Genomic DNA, 15,729 nt, shown 5'->3' with positions numbered 1-15,729 from the left:
GCCGCGCCTCGTCGCCCGGGTGTAGGAACCTGCCTACGCAGGTTCCCGTTCACCGGCGCTCAGGGCTTGCCGAGGTAGGTCCGCACGTCCTTGACCTCGACGCCGGCGGCCGCGACCGCCGAGCGCAGTTGCGCCTCGGTCACGCCCAGGGTCTGGGTCCAGTAGCGCATCTCGTGCGCCTCGTTCACGTTGATGCGCGAGCGGTCGGGCTGTCCGCGCTTGCTCAGGTCGTCTGCCATGGTGCTGTCCTCCAGGATGGTTCAGGGAATGGGCAGCAGATTGCGTCCGTTCGATGAAGGCGCCGGAAAGACCGCAGCGCGTCCCGTTGCAGGACATGTCCGAAGCGAGGCGAGTCGCGCGCAATCGACGGCCCGCGACCGGGCATCCGCCTTGGCCGAAGGGAGGCTTCCGAAATCCGAGAGACGCGCGCCGCGCACGCGGATAGATTCAGGCGATGCACAGCAACGACACCCGCTTCCCCGACATCCGCGACGCCGTGCGCGACCTCTGCGCGCAGTTTCCCGACGAATACTTCCGCAAGATCGACGAGGCGCGCGGCTATCCCGCCGAGTTCGTGGACGCGCTCACCCAGGCCGGCTGGATGGCCGCGCTGATCCCGCAGGCGTACGGCGGCTCGGGCCTGGGCCTGACCGAGGCCTCGGTGATCATGGAAGAGATCAACCGCTGCGGCGGCAACTCGGGCGCCTGCCATGGCCAGATGTACAACATGGGCACGCTGCTGCGCCATGGCAGCGAGGCGCAGAAGCAGCGGTACCTGCCGAAGATCGCGAGCGGCGAACTGCGGCTGCAGTCGATGGGCGTGACCGAGCCCACCACGGGCACCGACACCACGAAGATCAAGACGACGGCGGTGAAGAAGGGCGACCGCTATGTCGTCAACGGCCAGAAGGTGTGGATCTCGCGCATCCAGCATTCCGACCTGATGATCCTGCTGGCGCGCACCACGCCGCTGGCCGAGGTGAAGAAGAAATCCGAGGGCATGTCGATCTTCATCGTCGACCTGCGCGAGGCCATCGGCCAGGGCATGACGGTGCGGCCGATCCTCAACATGGTGAACCACGAGACCAACGAGCTGTTCTTCGAGAACCTCGAGATCCCGGCCGAAAACCTGATCGGCGAGGAAGGCCAGGGCTTCAAGTACATCCTCGACGGGCTCAATGCCGAGCGCACGCTGATCGCGGCCGAATGCATCGGCGACGGCTACTGGTTCATCGACAAGGTGACGGCCTATGCCAAGGAGCGCGTGGTGTTCGGCCGCCCGATCGGCCAGAACCAGGGCGTGCAGTTCCCGATCGCCGAGGCCTTCATCGAGGTCGAGGCCGCGAACCTGATGCGCTACGAGGCCTGCCGCCTGTTCGACGCACGCGAGCCCTGCGGCGCGCAGGCCAACATGGCGAAATACCTCGCGGCCAAGGCGAGCTGGGAAGCGGCGAACGCCTGCCTGCAGTTCCACGGCGGCTTCGGCTTCGCCTGCGAATACGACATCGAACGCAAGTTCCGCGAGACGCGGCTCTACCAGGTGGCGCCGATCTCGACCAACCTGATCCTCAGCTATGTGGCCGAGCACATGCTCGGCCTGCCGCGTTCGTTCTGAGCGACGGGTCCGCCGCCGTCTTCTCAATCGAACAGCCGGCCATTGCCGGGCGAGCGCGCATCGAGCCCGGCCTTGCGCACCAGGTCGCGAAAGCCCGCGGGCGAACTCGAGACCACGGGCACCTGCAGCATCGACTCGAGTTCGCGCACGGCGTCGAGCGTGACGAGTCCGCCGCAGGAGATGAGGATGCCGTCCGCCCCCGGCCGTGCCTCGAACACCCGACGGCCCAGGTCCACCAGCACCTGCGTGCCGACCTGGCCGACCTGCTGCACATCGGAGATCGACAGGCCTTCGATGGCCAGCGGTTCGAAGTCGCTCTGTTCGAGATAGCGCCGCAGCTGCACGTTGACCTCGTCGATGTAGGCGGTGGCCACGGCGACGCGCTTCACGCCGAGGCCGCGCAGTCCTTCGACGATGGCGTTGCTCATGGTGGTGCAGGGCAGCTCTGTGGCGCGTGACATCTCGACTTCGAGCTGCCGGTTGAAGGCGGCGCCGCGGAAGAAGCTCAGCGAGGTGCCCATGAGGGAGATGGCGCCGACGCCCTCCTCCTTGAGTTCCAACGCCTTGTCGATCACCGAGTCGATGACTTCGGTGTAGCCGCGGGTGGAGATTTCTCCGAGGCCCAGGCCGCGTGCGCTGAAACGGATGCGATCGCCGTAGAGAAGCTGGCCGTCGATGGGGACTTCGCCTGCTTTCGGGGGGACTATGAGGCCCAGGTGTGGTTGGTTCATCTCTTCTGTTTCATTCAGTTTGGGGTCTGGGGCGCGTGCACAGGGCATCGGGTACTTCCCTCCGCGAATGTCCCCCGCCCTTCGGGCTCCTCCTTTATTTCGCTGCGGGAAGCACCCGACACCCTGTGCACGGGAGGCGCTGCGGTGGTGCCGGCGAGTCAACAACGATTGCGCCCCGACTCACGCCGATGGGGTACTCCCCGCAGCGAAATCAAGGAGGAGCCGAAGGCGGGGGACATTCGCGGAGGGGAGTACCCCATCGGCGTGAGCCCGCCCCGGACAACAAACGCCCAAAAAATCACCCCCCATCCGCCACGATCCGCTGCTCCGTGATGATGCGTTTCCACCGCACCGTCTCCTCGGCCATGTCCTTGCCGAGCTGCGCCGGCGTGGCATAGGCCCGCAAGGTCCCCTGCGCCGCCGCGGCAGCTCCAGCATCAGGCGCATCGAGCACCGTCTTCACGGCGGCTGAGAACCGGTCGACGATCTCGTTGGGCGTTCCAGCAGGCGCGAGCACGAAGATGCGCGGCGCCACATCGAACCCCGGCAGCGCATCGGCCAGCGGCGCAATGCTCTCGGCCCCTTCGAGCTTCGCGCTGTTCATCAGCGCCACCGCGCGCAACTTGCCGGCCTTGGACTGCGCCATCGCCGCCGTCGCGCTGACCACGCCGATCGGCACCTGGCCGCCGATCACGTCGGGCACGATCTGCGCGGCGCCGCGGTACGGCACATGCACCACGAAGCTGCCGGTGGACTGCTTGAGCATCTCGAAGCCCAGGTGCTGCACCGTGCCCACGCCCGAGGTCGCGAAGGAGAAACGGCCCGGGTTCGCCTTGAGCTGGGCGACGAATTCCGCCGGTGTCTTCGCGGGGAAGTCGTTGCCCGTGACGATCATCAGCGGCGAGACGAAGGCACCGGCCACCGGCTTGAAGCTGGTGAGCGGATCGATCGCGATCTTCGGCTGCAGCAGCTTGGCGATCAGCAAGGCGCTGTCGCCCATCATCAGCGTGTAGCCATCGGGCGGCGCCTTGGCGACGAAGTCGGCCGCGATGAGTCCGGTGGCGCCGGTGCGGTTCTCCACCAGCACCTGCTGGCCCAGCACCGCGGGCAGGCGCGCGCTCAACAGGCGCGCCACGGCATCGACGCCACCGCCGGCCGAATAGCCGACGATGAGGCGGATCGGCTTGTCGGGGTACTTCTGGGCCCAGGCCACGGGCGCCGCGAGCAGGCCCGCGAGGCCGAGGGCCGTTGCCGCGCGCAATGCCTGCCGGCGCCGGCGAAGGATCGTGGGTGTTGTTCTCATCGTTCAGGCCTTGCCCTTGCCGCGCGAGGTCGGCAGCTTTGCGAGTTCGCGCACGCGCTCGGCATTGGGCGCGAAACCCAGGCCCGGCGTCTCGGGCAGCGTGAGCCAGCCCTGCTCGGGGACGGGCAGGCCATCGAAGATCTGCTGCAGCATCTTCACCGCCACGTAGTGGTACTCGACCAGCCCGCCGTTCGACACGCCCGCATGCAGGTGCATGTTGTGGAAGGGCCAGGCGCCGCCGTTGTCGATCGGCACGTTGAAGGCCTGCGCCATGCCCGCGATCTTCAGGCACTGCGAGTAGCCGCCCGAGATCGTCACGTTGGGCTGCAGCACATCGGCCGCCTGGTTCACCAGCAGGTCGCGGAAGCGGAAGGCCAGGCCCTCGTTCTGCCCGCAGGCCAGCGGGATGCTCGTGCGCGCGCGCAGCTGGGCCATCTGGCGCACGTCGTTCTGGGTCAGCGGCTCCTCGAAGAAGCTGATGCCGTAGGGTTCGATGCGGCGCGCGAGTTCGCTCGCATGGAACAGGTCGAGGCCGCAGTTGGCGTCGACATAGAGCTTCACCTCGGGGCCGACCGCCTCGCGCACCGCGGCGACGCGGCGCACGTCCTCGGCGATCACCTCGTCGATCGGCCGCGGTTCGTCGCGGCGCGCGAGCGCATGGCCGCCGACGGTCATCTTCAGGCGGCGAAAGCCCTGCTCCACCCACAGCTTGGCGGCGGCCGCGAGCTGGTCGCGCTCGAAGAAGCCGAAGCCGAAGGTCGCATACACCGGCACCCTGGCGCGCGCACCGCCGAGCAGGCGCCACAGCGGCTGGCCCAGCGCCCTCGCCTTCAGGTCCCACAGCGCGATGTCGAGCGCGGCGATGGCATGGCTCGCGTAGCCGGTCTGGCCGCGCGGCGAGAGCAGCCAGTAGAGCTTGTCCCACAGGCGCTCGGTGGCCATCGGGTCCTCGCCGATCAGCGCCGGGCCCGCCACCTCGCGCACCGCGGCGGCGATGATCTCCTCCTCGGTGATGGCGGTCATGCCGTGGCCGACGAGGCCGGTGTCGGTCTCGATCTCGGTCAGGCACAGCGACAGCGAGGTCTTCATGTCGAGCCCCAGCACGTCGATGGCGACGGGAATGTTCAGCGGCGTGGCGCTGACGCGAACGATCTTCAAAATTGTCTCCTTCGTTGTGCGCGCATCTTTGCGCGCGCCCCGGTGGAGAACAATTCGTTTTTGGCGGGAGCGAGGCTTCGCGCGGCGCGAAGCCTCGTGCTTCAGTCGGGCCGGCTCAGGTGTTCCAGCACCGAGCGCGCGGCCACCGTCAGGTCCTGCTGCCGGCGCACGCACAACAGGTGGCGGCGCACGGCCCAGGGCGCATCGAGCTTGAGGCAGCGCAGCTTGAGGATCTGCAGCTGCGGCAGGATGGCCGCATAGGGCAGCACGCCGATGCCCGCGCCCTGCTCCACCATGCGGCACACCATGTCGAAGCTGCCGACCTGCATGCGCACCTTGAGCGGCAGCTGCGCCTCGAGCGCGGCATTCAGCAGCACGCGATGCAGCGCCGTGCCTTCGCGCACCACGATGTGCTCGTGGCGCAGCACCTCGTCCGCGCCGATGCGCTTGCGCCGGCCCAACGGATGGTCGCGCGCCACCACCACGGCCAGTTCGTCGCTGCGGTAGGGCAGGCATTCGAGCGGATCGGCCGGCGTGTTGCCCTCGATCACGCCGATGTCGGCCAGGCCGGCCTGCACCGCCTTCACCACCTCGGTGCTCGCGCGCTCCTGCAGGTCGATCTTGAGCACCGGATGCAGCCGCAGGAAGGAGCCGATCTGCGCCGGCAGGAACTGCGCGATGGTCGAGGCATTGGCCGTGATGCTGACCACGCCCGCCACGCCCTGCTGGAAGTCGTCGAGCTCGGCGCCGAGCCGGTCCATGGCCGAGAGCACGGCGCGCGCATGCAGCAGCAGCCCATGGCCGGCCGACGTGAGCGTGACGCCGCGCGCATGGCGCACGAACAGCGGCAGCCGCGCGCGCGCCTCGAGGTCGGAGATGCGCTTGCTCGCGGCCGCGAGCGCGAGGTGGCAGCGCTTGGCGCCCTCGCTGATGCTGCCGTGGTCGGCCACCGCCACGAACAGGCGCAGCGAACGGGTGTCGGGGGTCATGCGGGCAGGATGCCACACGGGCCGGGCGCCCCTCGCGAGCGGCCGCGGAAAAAGAAAAAGGCCGCTGGGGACAGCGGCCTTTTTTTCGTCTTCGCTTGCGTTCTGCGGCGGGTCTTGCGGACCCTTCGAAGAAGCAAAAAATTTGGAGCGGGAAAAGAGTCTCGAACTCTCGACCTCAACCTTGGCAAGGTTGCGCTCTACCAACTGAGCTATTCCCGCGAAGCCTCAGATTATATGCCCAAAAAAACGCCATTTTCGAATCCGGGCAAAAAAATCTTCAAAAAACTTCGGCGACACCGGTCCGCCTACTGGCGCGCCGTGCGCACGTTGGCCGGCAGCGCCTGCGGCCAGCTGGTGCGGAACGGGTTGATGTCGAGCCCGCCGCGCCGCGTATAGCGCGCATACACCGTGAGCTTGGTCGGGTGGCAGTGCTTCCAGATGTCGGTGAACATGCGCTCCACGCAGGGCTCGTGGAATTCGTTGTGGTTGCGAAAGCTCACGATGTAGGCGAGCAGCCCGGCCTGGTCGATCGGCGGGCCGCTGTAGCGGACCTGCACGCTGCCCCAGTCGGGCTGGCCCGTGACCAGGCAGTTGCTCTTGAGCAGCCGGCTGGTCAGCGTCTCGGTCACCGGCACCTGCGTGGCGTCACTCGAGAGCAGCTCGGGCGCGGGCTGGTACTTCGTGCATTCGATGTCGAGCCGGTCGAGGTCCAGGCCGTCGAGCTCGTGCACCGGCTCGCGGTCGAATAGCTCGGGCGCGACCAGCTTCACGCCGATGCCCGCCGCGCGGTCGCTGCCGCGCCACAGCGCCTCGGCCAGGTCGGTGCGCAGGCGTTCGCGCACGGCCTCGGCGTCGGCGAAGGCGGTGTTGTTGAAGCTGTTGAGGTAGAGCTTGAAGCTCTTGCTCTCGATGATGTTGGGCGTCTCGCAGGGCACGGTGAAGTGCGCGATCGCGAGCTGCGGCTTGCCGCGCGGGTTGAGCCAGCTCAGTTCGAAGGCGGTCCAGAGGTCGGCGCCGAAGAAGGGCAAGGCGCCGGCCGCGATGCCCATGGCCTCGCGCTGGGTGGCGCGTGCGATCGGGAACAGCAGCGTGGGGTCGTAGCGGTCGGCGTAGGCCGAGGCGCGGCCGAGCTGGGACTGCTCGGGCGTGTTGGGGTTGGGGGTGTGGGAGGCGTCGTGGCTCATGGATGGCGGGATGGCGTCGCGTTCAGGAACGGGACGATGTGTCTGGCAAGGATGGCGCAGACCTCGGGCGGGAGATCGTGGCCCATGCCGGGAATGGGCACGAACTGCGCGCCGGGGATGCGGCGCGCCGTGTCCTGGCCGCAGGCGATCGGCACCAGCGCGTCGGGCTCGCCGTGCAGCACCAGGGTCGGGCACTGGATGCGGCCCAGCAGCTCGGGGCGCTCGGTGTCGGCGCCGATGGCGAGCATCTGGCGGAACATGCCGGCCGGATGGTAGGCGCGGCGCATGGCGAAGCGCAGGCGCTCGGCCAGCGCCTCGTCGGTCTGCGGATAGGCCGGGCTCTGGATCAGGCGCAGCAGGCGGATGCTGTGCGCGATCAGCTCGTCCTCGCCGCGGCCCAGCGGGCGCCGCAACAGCATCGCGGCCACCTCGCGGCGCGGACCGGGCAGGCCGCGCGCGCCGCTCGAACTCATGATGCTCACGAGGCTCTGCACGCGCGTGGGCGCGGTCGCCGCCATGCGCTGCGCGATCATGCCGCCCATCGAGGCGCCGACCACGTGCGCCTGCGCGATGCCCAGCGCGTCGAGCACGCCGAGCGAATCGGCCGCCATGTCCTGCAGCGTGTAGGCCGAGCGCACCGGCAGGCCCAGGCGCAGCCGGATGCTTTCCCAGACGATGTTGCCCACGCCCTTGTGGTCGAAGCCTTCGCTCAGGCCGATGTCGCGGTTGTCGTGGCGCAGCACGCGAAAGCCGGCGTCGACCAGCAACTGCACGAAATCGCGCGGCCAGGCCACGAGCTGCATGCCCAGGCCCATGATCAGCAGGATCACCGGGCGGCCCTCGCCGCCGGTGTCGTCGACTTCGATCTGCAATCCGTTGGCCTGGACCTTCATCGCGGCTTTCTTGTGTTGCGGGCTAGCGGAACTCGCGTTCGCGCAGCCACTTGGTGGCGACCCACTTCTCGCCCGCGACCACGGGCGCGCCGCCGTGCAGCGTGCGGGTGGCGGGATCGGGATGGTCGTAGCTGAAGAACACGCCGGTGCCGCGCACCGGCGCGACCTCGAGGCCGACGTCGGGGAAGGTGGTGGCGCCGCCCTTCTCGGGCTCCTGCAGGTACATCACCAGCGTGGCGACGCGCTGGCCGCCGCGCTTGAGGATGGTGGGCGTGCCGGGCTCGCCGGGGTCGAAGTAGTCGTAGTGCGGCCGGTACTGCGCGCCGGGCGCGTAGCGCAGGATCTGCAGTCCCTCGCCGAACTCGAGCGGCCAGCGCAGCAGCAGCGCCAGGCGCTGCTCGAGTTGCCGCACGGTCTCGTTCTCGCCGCGCTCGAAGAACATGCCTTCGCTGGTGCGGTCGACGTTGAGCACCTCGCCGCCGGTCTTGGTCTCGACGGTGAGCGAGCGCGCGAGCCGCACGCGCGCGGCCGCGATCAGCGCCTCGCACTCCTCGGCCGACAGCAGGTTGCCGAACACGATCACGCGCGGATGCTTCATGGTCTGCAGCACCTGCACGCGGCGGTCGCCCACGTCGATGTACAGCGGCGAACCCTCGAGGTCGGGGCCCGGCATCGAGGTGCGCGGCGGCAGCGCCGACGCGGCCCTGGACTCGGGAAAGCCGGCCTCGAGCTGGGCCAGCGCGATGTCGGTGGCGGCATCGTGCCAGCCGGCCGCGCGCATCGAGGCGCGCAGCGCGGGCACCGAATGGCCGGCCGCGAGCTGGCTCACCAGCCAGTCGCGCAGTTCGGGACTCACGGCCTGCGTCATGCGCGCGCTCCGGTTGCCTCGCCTGCTTCCCTCACATCATTCATACGAGTTTTCTCCTGAAGACCAGCCGTTCGGCCGTGGACACCTGGGCGTCGAAACCATAACCCTCGAGATCGAATTTTTCCAGCGCCTTGGGCGTGGCCACGCGGTGCAGCACGGCCCAGCGCGCCAGCAGGCCGCGCGCGCGCTTGGCGAAGAAACTGATGACCTTGTAGCGGTCGCCCTTCCACTCCTCGAACACGCATTCGACCACACGCGCCTTCAGTGCCTTGGTGTCGACCGCGCGGAAGTACTCCTGCGAGGCGGCATTGATCACCACCGGCGTGCGGTCGGCCGCCAGCCGCTCGTTGAGGTGCTCGGCGATGCGCGCGCCCCAGAAGGCATAGAGGTCCTTGCCGTGCCGGTTGGCCAGCGCGGTGCCCATCTCGAGCCGGTAGGGCTGCAGCCGGTCGAGCGGGCGCAGCACGCCGTACAGGCCGCTGAGGATGCAGACGTGGTCCTGCGCCCAGTCCAGCTGCGCGGGCGTGAGCGAGCGCGCGTCGAGGCCGCCGTAGACGTCGCCGTCGAAGGCGAAGGCGGCCTGGCGGGCGTTCAGCTCGGTGCTCTTGGGACGCCAGGCGGCATAGCGCGCCACGTTGAGGGCCGAGAGCTTGTCCGACAGGCGCATCAGCTCGGAGATCTGCTGCGGCGACTTCTCGCGCAGCAGCTTGATCAGTTCGACCGAGGGGCCCTTCGGGCTCTCGAAATGGGGTTGGGTGGCGGGGACTTCGGCGGGGACCGGGGTGTCGTAGTCGAGCGACTTGGCGGGAGAGAGCAGGAACAGCATCGCGGAATTATCTGTTGGCACGACCGCCCCTCGCCGCGCCGGTAAAATCGTCCGCCTTCCCTGCCCCGCGCGGCCCGCGGCCCGTACGACCTGCGTACCGGCGCCATGGCCGCATTGCCCCCAAGCCCCCATGAGCGAACCCACCACACCCACCGCCCAACCCGGCCTCGAGAGCCTTTCCAAATCGTTCGAACCTGCGGCCCTCGAGGCGCACTGGGGTCCCGAATGGGAAAAGCGCGGCTACGCGCACGCGGGCTGGCGCGGCACCGGGAAGCCGAAGGCCGACGCCGGCGCGTTCTCGATCCAGCTGCCGCCGCCCAACGTGACGGGCACGCTGCACATGGGCCATGCGTTCAACCAGACGATCATGGACAGCCTCACGCGCTACCACCGCATGAAGGGCGACAACACGCTGTGGCTGCCGGGCACCGACCACGCGGGCATCGCGACCCAGATCGTGGTCGAGCGCCAGCTGCAGGCACAGAACATCAGCCGCCACGAGATGGGCCCGACGCCGCAGGAGGCGCGCAAGAACTTCATCGCCAAGGTCTGGGAGTGGAAGGAACGCAGCGGCAACACCATCACCCAGCAGATGCGCCGCATGGGCGACACCGTCGACTGGAGCCGCGAATACTTCACCATGGACGAGAAGCTCTCGCCCGTGGTGATGGACACCTTCGTCAAGCTCTATGAAGAGGGCCTGATCTACCGCGGCAAGCGCCTGGTGAACTGGGACCCGACGCTCAAGACCGCCGTGAGCGACCTCGAGGTCGAGAGCGAGGAAGAGGACGGCTGGCTCTGGCACATCGCCTACCCGCTGGCAGACGGCTCGGGCACGCTCACGGTGGCCACCACCCGGCCCGAGACCATGCTCGGCGACACGGCCGTGATGGTCCATCCGGAAGACGAGCGCTACAAGGCGCTGATCGGCAAGCAGGTGCGCCTGCCGCTGGTCGACCGGCTGATCCCGGTGATCGCCGACGACTACGTCGACAAGGCCTTCGGCACCGGCGTGGTGAAGGTCACGCCCGCGCACGACTACAACGACTATGCGGTGGGCCAGCGTCATCAGCTCGAGACCATCGGCATCCTCACGCTCGACGCGACCGTCAACGACAACGCGCCCGAGAAGTACCGCGGCCTCGACCGCTTCGTGGCGCGCAAGGCCGTGGTGGCCGACCTCGACGCGCTGGGCCTCTTGGTCGAGACCAAGAAGCACAAGCTGATGGTGCCGCGCTGCGCGCGCACCGGCGCCATCGTCGAGCCGATGCTGACCGACCAGTGGTACGTGGCCATGACCAAGCCCGGCGCCGACGGCCAGTCGATCGCGCAGAAGGCGATCGACGTGGTGCGCTCGGGCGAGGTGCGCTTCGTGCCCGAGAACTGGATCAACACCTACAACCACTGGATGGAGAACATCCAGGACTGGACCATCTCGCGCCAGCTCTGGTGGGGCCACCAGATCCCGGCCTGGTACGACGACGAGGGCAATGTCTACGTCGCGCGCAGCGAGGAGGAAGCGCAGGCCCAGGCGCCCGGCAAGACGCTGCGCCGCGAGGAGGACGTGCTCGACACCTGGTTCTCCGCGGCCCTGTTCCCGTTCTCGACGCTGGGCTGGCCGAACCAGGGCACCGAGCCCACGAGCGACTACAACCTCTACCTGCCCTCGAGCGTGCTGGTCACGGGCTACGACATCATCTTCTTCTGGGTCGCCCGGATGATCATGATGACCAAGCACTTCACCGGCCGCGTGCCGTTCAAGGACGTCTACATCCACGGCCTGGTGCGCGACGCGCAGGGCAAGAAGATGAGCAAGTCCGAGGGCAACGTGCTCGACCCGGTCGACCTGATCGACGGCATCGAGCTGCCCGAGCTGCTCGACAAGCGCACCCAGGGCCTGCGCAAGCCCGAGACCGCGCCCGCGGTGCGCAAGAACACGCAGAAGGAATTCCCCGAGGGCATCCCGGCCTTCGGCGCCGACGCGCTGCGCTTCACCTTCGCCTCGCTGGCCTCGCTGGGCCGCAGCATCAACTTCGACAGCAAGCGCTGCGAGGGCTACCGCAACTTCTGCAACAAGCTCTGGAACGCCACCCGCTTCGTGCTGATGAACTGCGAGGGCCAGGACTGCGGCCTCAAGGAGCACACGAAGGAGGAGTGCAAGGTCGGCGGTCCCGCGCACGGCTACCTGAAGTTCAGCCGCGCCGACTACTGGATCGTCTCGCAGCTGCAGCGCGTCGAGGCCGAGGTCGCCAAGGGCTTCGAGGAGTACCGGCTCGACAACGTCGCCAACGCGATCTACCAGTTCGCCTGGGACGAGTTCTGCGACTGGTACCTCGAGATCGCCAAGGTGCAGATCCAGACCGGCGACGACGCGCAGAAGCGCGCCACGCGCCGCACGCTGATCCGCACGCTCGAAACCCTGCTGCGCCTCGCGCATCCGGTGATCCCGTTCATCACCGAGGAGCTGTGGCAGAAGGTCGCGCCGGTGGCGGGCCGCACGGGCGAATCGGTGATGGTGGCGGCCTATCCGCTCAGCCAGCCCGAGCGCATCGACGAGGCCGCCGAGGCCTACGTGGCACGGCTCAAGGCGCTGGTGGACGGCTGCCGCACCCTGCGCGGCGAGATGAACGTCTCGCCCGCGCTGCGGCTGCCGCTCTATGCCGTGGCCGACGACGCCGAGGGCGCGGCCTTCCTGCGCGAGACCGCGCCGGTGCTGCAGGCGCTCGCCAAGCTCAAGGAAGTGCGCGTGTTCGACGACGAGGCCGCCTGGGCCGCGGCCGCCGAGGCCGCGCCGGTGGCCGTGGTCGGCAATGCCCGCCTGTGCCTGCACATGGAGATCGACAAGGTGGCCGAGCGCGCGCGCATCGGCAAGGAAATCGCCCGCATCGAGGGCGAGATCGCCAAGGTCAACGCCAAGCTCGGCAACGAGGCCTTCGTGGCCAAGGCGCCGCCGGCCGTGATCGAGCAGGAGCGCAAGCGCCTGGCCGACTTCACGGCCACGCTGGAGCGCCTGCGCGACCAGCTTGTGCGCCTCGGCTGACATACGGGCTTGTCCGCAGGCCGGTAGGATGGGTGGCCGATGCAGAATCGGCCAGGCGGCGGACCGGTTCCGCCGCCGCAGTTCCGGACGGCCCCGGCGGCCCTCACTCCTTCCTTCTTCCTGAACGAACCGACACCGAATTGCCCATGTCCACCTCCCCGACGCGCATCCGCAAGGCCGTATTTCCCGTTGCAGGCTTCGGCACCCGTTTCCTGCCGGCCACCAAGGCCCAGCCCAAGGAAATGCTGCCGGTGGTCGACAAGCCCCTGATCCAGTACGCCGTCGAGGAAGCCTATGCCGCGGGCATCCGCGACATGATCTTCGTGACCGGCCGCAACAAGCGCGCGATCGAGGACCACTACGACACCGCCTACGAGCTCGAGAGCCAGCTCGAGGCCAGCGGCAAGGATGCGCTGCTGAACATCGCGCGCTCGGTGATGCCCGACGACATGACCTGCTCCTACGTGCGCCAGCCGCGCATGCTGGGCCTGGGCCACGCGGTGCTGTGCGCCGAGCACCTGGTGGGCAACGAGCCCTTCGCCGTGCTGCTGGCCGACGACTTGATGGTCGGCCCCACGGGCGGTGAGCCGGTGCTGGCCCAGATGACCGCCGCCTTTGCGCGCCTCGGCGGCTCGCTGCTGGCGGTGCAGGAAGTGCCGCTCGAGCACGTGAAGCGCTACGGCATCGTGGCCGGCGACGCCGTCGAGGACGGCCTGGTGAAGGTCAACCGCATGGTCGAGAAGCCGAAGCCCGAGGACGCCCCCTCGCGCCTGGGCGTGGCCGGCCGCTACATCCTCACGCCCGGCGTGTTCGCCGAGATCCGCGAGCAGCCCAAGGGTGCGGGCGGCGAGATCCAGCTCACCGACGGCATCGCCGCGCTGATGAAGAAGGAATCGGTCTACGCCTATTCGTACAAGGGCGTGCGCTATGACTGCGGCAGCAAGGAAGGCTTCCTGCAGGCCAGCGTCGAACTCGCGCTCGCGCACCCCGAGGTGGGCGCCCAGTTCCGCGACTACCTCAAGAGCCTGAAGCTCTGAACTGGGTCACTCCAAATCAAAAGGCCGGGAAGCGATTCCCGGCCTTTTTGCTTTTCGATGCCGCGTCGCGGGCGGTCTCAGCGCCGCTTCAGCACATGGATGAAGTCGGTACCGACCGTCTGCTGCTCCATCAGCGCATTGCCGGTCTGGCGCGCGAAGGCCTGGAAGTCGCGCACCGAGCCGGGGTCGGTCGAGACCACGCGCAGCAGCTGGCCGCTGGCCATGTCGTTGAGCGACTTCTTGGCCTTGAGGATGGGCAGCGGGCAGTTGAGCCCGCGGGTGTCGATTTCGCGGTCGACGTCCATGCTCAGGCTCCCTTGCCGATGGGCGGCTCGGGCGGCAGGTTCAGGCCGCGGCGGCGTTCCTCGTTCTCGGCCGCGGTGAAGAACACCGGCTCGTGGCCGCGCGTGCGCAGCCAGTCGGCCAGCGCGTAGCCGGTGCCGGCGGGCCAGCACTTGAGGTCGGGCAGGTCGTAGAGGCGGTAGTCGACCAGCTCGGGCGAGAGCTTGACCTCGCCATCGGCCACCACGTGGTAGGCGATGATGACCTGGTTCATGCGCTGGAAGTCGTAGGCGCCGACGATCTTGGTGGCGCTCACGTCGAGGTTGGTCTCTTCCTTGACCTCGCGCGCGATGCCTTCCTCGGGCGTCTCGGCGGCCTCCATGAAGCCGGTGATCAGCGCGAACATCTTGCCGGGCCAGGCCGCGTTGCGCGCCAGCAGCACCTGGCCGCGGTACTCGACGATGGCCGCGAGCACCGGCGTCGGGTTGTTCCAGTGCGTGTGGCCGCAGTTGGGGCAGCGCAGGCGCTCCTTGGGGCCGCCGTCTTCCATCAGCGCGATCCATTCGAGCGGCGTGGCGCAGACCTGGCAGAACTTGGGATGGGGCATGGGGTGGCTCTTGTTCTTTCTTGTCTCGTTCCGGGGAACCGCCGGCGCGCCGCGTGGCGCACCGCGGTGCTGGCATCAGGCGGGGAAGACGCCGGTCGACAGGTAGCGGTCGCCGCGGTCGCAGACCACGAACACGATGGTGGCGTTCTCGACCGTGTTGGCGACCTGCAGCGCCGCCCACAGCGCGCCGGCGGCCGAGATGCCGCCGAAGATGCCCTCTTCGCGCGCGAGGCGCCGGCACATCTCCTCGGCATCGTCCTGGCTCACGTTGATCTCCTGGTCGACGCAGCTCGGGTCGAAGATCTTCGGCAGGTATTCGGCCGGCCACTTGCGGATGCCCGGGATGCGCGAGCCTTCGGCCGGCTGCGCGCCCACGATGCGGATCGCGGGGTTCTTTTCCTTCAGGAAGCGCGACACGCCGGTGATGGTGCCGGTGGTGCCCATGGCGCTCACGAAGTGCGTGACCTTGCCCTGCGTGTCGGCCCAGATCTCGGGGCCCGTCGTCTCGTAGTGGATGCGCGGGTTGTCGGGGTTGGCGAACTGGTCGAGCACGCGGCCCTTGCCCTGCGCCACCATCTGCTCGGCGAGGTCGCGCGCGTATTCCATGCCGCCGCTCTTGGGCGTGAGCACGAGCTCGGCGCCGAAGGCCTTCATGGTCTGGGCGCGTTCGATCGAGAGGTCCTCCGGCATGATCAGGACCATGTGGTAGCCCTTGATGGCCGCGGCCATCGCGAGCGCGATGCCGGTGTTGCCCGAGGTGGCCTCGATCAGCGTGTCGCCGGGCTTGATCTCGCCGCGCTCCTCGGCGCGCTTGATCATCGAGAGCGCCGGGCGGTCCTTGACCGAGCCGGCGGGGTTGTTGCCCTCGAGCTTGCCGAGGATCACGTTGTTGCGCCGCGCGTTCTCTTCGGCGTTGATGCGCTGCAGCGCCACCAGCGGCGTGCGGCCGATGGCGTCTTCGATGGTGGGGTACTTGTGGGTCATGACTGCGTCCGGTCTGCCGCGCGGGAGGCGCTGGATTCCGCCCCGGAGGGTAGCGGATATGCGAAAGAAGGAGCTTTTGGACGGTTCATCATTCCACTGTGCCATAATTTTGGGCTTCCTTCCTGCCGTGCCCGGGTGGTGAAATTGGTAGACGCAGGGGACTCAAAAATAGGGACTTCTACGTAGTTCTTGCTTGAGGTCACTGCCTGCCA

Annotated in this window: 15 protein-coding genes and 1 tRNA gene; 3 read left to right on the top strand and 13 right to left on the bottom strand. The window is 68.3% G+C overall.

Annotated elements, in window-relative coordinates; genetic code table 11:
* Positions 1–59: 59 nt before the first annotated feature.
* A complete protein-coding gene (locus AC07RV_RS35485; RefSeq protein WP_057592921.1) occupies positions 60–239 on the bottom strand; it encodes a DUF3606 domain-containing protein in 180 nt (59 codons plus the stop codon).
* A 215-nt stretch (positions 240–454) separates the two neighbouring features.
* Here AC07RV_RS35485 and AC07RV_RS35480 point away from each other — a divergent pair, with 215 nt between their 5' ends.
* Positions 455–1,615 carry an acyl-CoA dehydrogenase family protein gene (locus AC07RV_RS35480; protein ID WP_177239582.1) on the top strand — a complete coding sequence of 387 codons (1,161 nt, stop codon included), beginning with the start codon at positions 455–457 and terminating at the stop codon, positions 1,613–1,615.
* A gap of 23 nt (positions 1,616–1,638) precedes the next feature.
* Here the strand turns inward: AC07RV_RS35480 and AC07RV_RS35475 are convergent, their stop codons facing one another.
* The 9 genes from AC07RV_RS35475 to yaaA all read right to left on the bottom strand — a co-directional run bounded on the left by AC07RV_RS35475 (position 1,639) and on the right by yaaA (position 9,567).
* Positions 1,639–2,346, bottom strand: a complete 708-nt coding sequence (locus tag AC07RV_RS35475) for an arylmalonate decarboxylase (RefSeq protein ID WP_296784109.1) — start codon at positions 2,344–2,346, stop codon at positions 1,639–1,641.
* A gap of 298 nt (positions 2,347–2,644) precedes the next feature.
* On the bottom strand, positions 2,645–3,649 hold the full coding sequence (locus AC07RV_RS35470; protein WP_296784106.1) for a Bug family tripartite tricarboxylate transporter substrate binding protein: 1,005 nt from the start codon (positions 3,647–3,649) through the stop codon (positions 2,645–2,647).
* 3 nt (positions 3,650–3,652) lie between these two features.
* Positions 3,653–4,807 (bottom strand): mandelate racemase/muconate lactonizing enzyme family protein, encoded by a 1,155-nt coding sequence (locus tag AC07RV_RS35465; RefSeq protein ID WP_296784103.1) that lies wholly within the window; start codon positions 4,805–4,807, stop codon positions 3,653–3,655.
* A 101-nt stretch (positions 4,808–4,908) separates the two neighbouring features.
* The gene (locus AC07RV_RS35460) at positions 4,909–5,796 is read right to left on the bottom strand and encodes a LysR family transcriptional regulator (protein ID WP_296784100.1); all 888 of its coding nucleotides are present in this window, start codon (positions 5,794–5,796) and stop codon (positions 4,909–4,911) included.
* 143 nt (positions 5,797–5,939) lie between these two features.
* Positions 5,940–6,015 (bottom strand) — tRNA-Gly (locus AC07RV_RS35455).
* 86 nt (positions 6,016–6,101) lie between these two features.
* Positions 6,102–6,980 carry an NADPH-dependent 7-cyano-7-deazaguanine reductase QueF gene (gene queF, locus AC07RV_RS35450; protein ID WP_296784097.1) on the bottom strand — a complete coding sequence of 293 codons (879 nt, stop codon included), beginning with the start codon at positions 6,978–6,980 and terminating at the stop codon, positions 6,102–6,104.
* Positions 6,977–7,873 (bottom strand): alpha/beta fold hydrolase, encoded by an 897-nt coding sequence (locus AC07RV_RS35445; protein ID WP_296784094.1) that lies wholly within the window; start codon positions 7,871–7,873, stop codon positions 6,977–6,979. Before AC07RV_RS35445 ends, queF begins: the two co-directional genes overlap by 4 nt.
* A 22-nt stretch (positions 7,874–7,895) precedes the next feature.
* On the bottom strand, positions 7,896–8,741 hold the full coding sequence (locus AC07RV_RS35440; RefSeq protein ID WP_203204757.1) for a 2OG-Fe(II) oxygenase: 846 nt from the start codon (positions 8,739–8,741) through the stop codon (positions 7,896–7,898).
* 40 nt (positions 8,742–8,781) lie between these two features.
* Entirely contained in the window at positions 8,782–9,567 is a 786-nt protein-coding gene (gene yaaA / locus AC07RV_RS35435; protein ID WP_208507410.1) for a peroxide stress protein YaaA, read from the bottom strand.
* Positions 9,568–9,697: 130 nt separating this feature from the next.
* Between yaaA and AC07RV_RS35430 the strand changes: the two genes are divergently transcribed.
* Together AC07RV_RS35430 and galU are read left to right on the top strand one after the other, a co-directional pair.
* Complete coding sequence (locus AC07RV_RS35430; protein ID WP_296784087.1) at positions 9,698–12,607, top strand: valine--tRNA ligase; 2,910 nt, start codon at positions 9,698–9,700, stop codon at positions 12,605–12,607.
* A 146-nt stretch (positions 12,608–12,753) separates the two neighbouring features.
* Positions 12,754–13,644 (top strand): UTP--glucose-1-phosphate uridylyltransferase GalU, encoded by an 891-nt coding sequence (gene galU / locus AC07RV_RS35425; RefSeq protein ID WP_093355683.1) that lies wholly within the window; start codon positions 12,754–12,756, stop codon positions 13,642–13,644.
* Positions 13,645–13,721: 77 nt separating this feature from the next.
* Here galU and AC07RV_RS35420 read toward each other — a convergent pair whose 3' ends face one another.
* The 3 genes from AC07RV_RS35420 to cysM form a co-directional block, all read right to left on the bottom strand.
* Positions 13,722–13,949, bottom strand: a complete 228-nt coding sequence (locus AC07RV_RS35420; RefSeq protein WP_057592910.1) for a sulfurtransferase TusA family protein — start codon at positions 13,947–13,949, stop codon at positions 13,722–13,724.
* 2 nt (positions 13,950–13,951) lie between these two features.
* Positions 13,952–14,533 (bottom strand): NUDIX domain-containing protein, encoded by a 582-nt coding sequence (locus tag AC07RV_RS35415; protein WP_296784082.1) that lies wholly within the window; start codon positions 14,531–14,533, stop codon positions 13,952–13,954.
* A 75-nt stretch (positions 14,534–14,608) separates the two neighbouring features.
* A complete protein-coding gene (cysM, locus tag AC07RV_RS35410) occupies positions 14,609–15,517 on the bottom strand; it encodes a cysteine synthase CysM (RefSeq protein ID WP_296784079.1) in 909 nt (302 codons plus the stop codon).
* Positions 15,518–15,729 lie beyond the last annotated feature (212 nt).

It is taken from the genome of Variovorax sp. GW821-FHT09B01, assembly GCF_059418345.1.
Note: the sequence above shows the minus strand (reverse complement) of the source record. Positions and strands in the feature narration are given on the sequence as shown.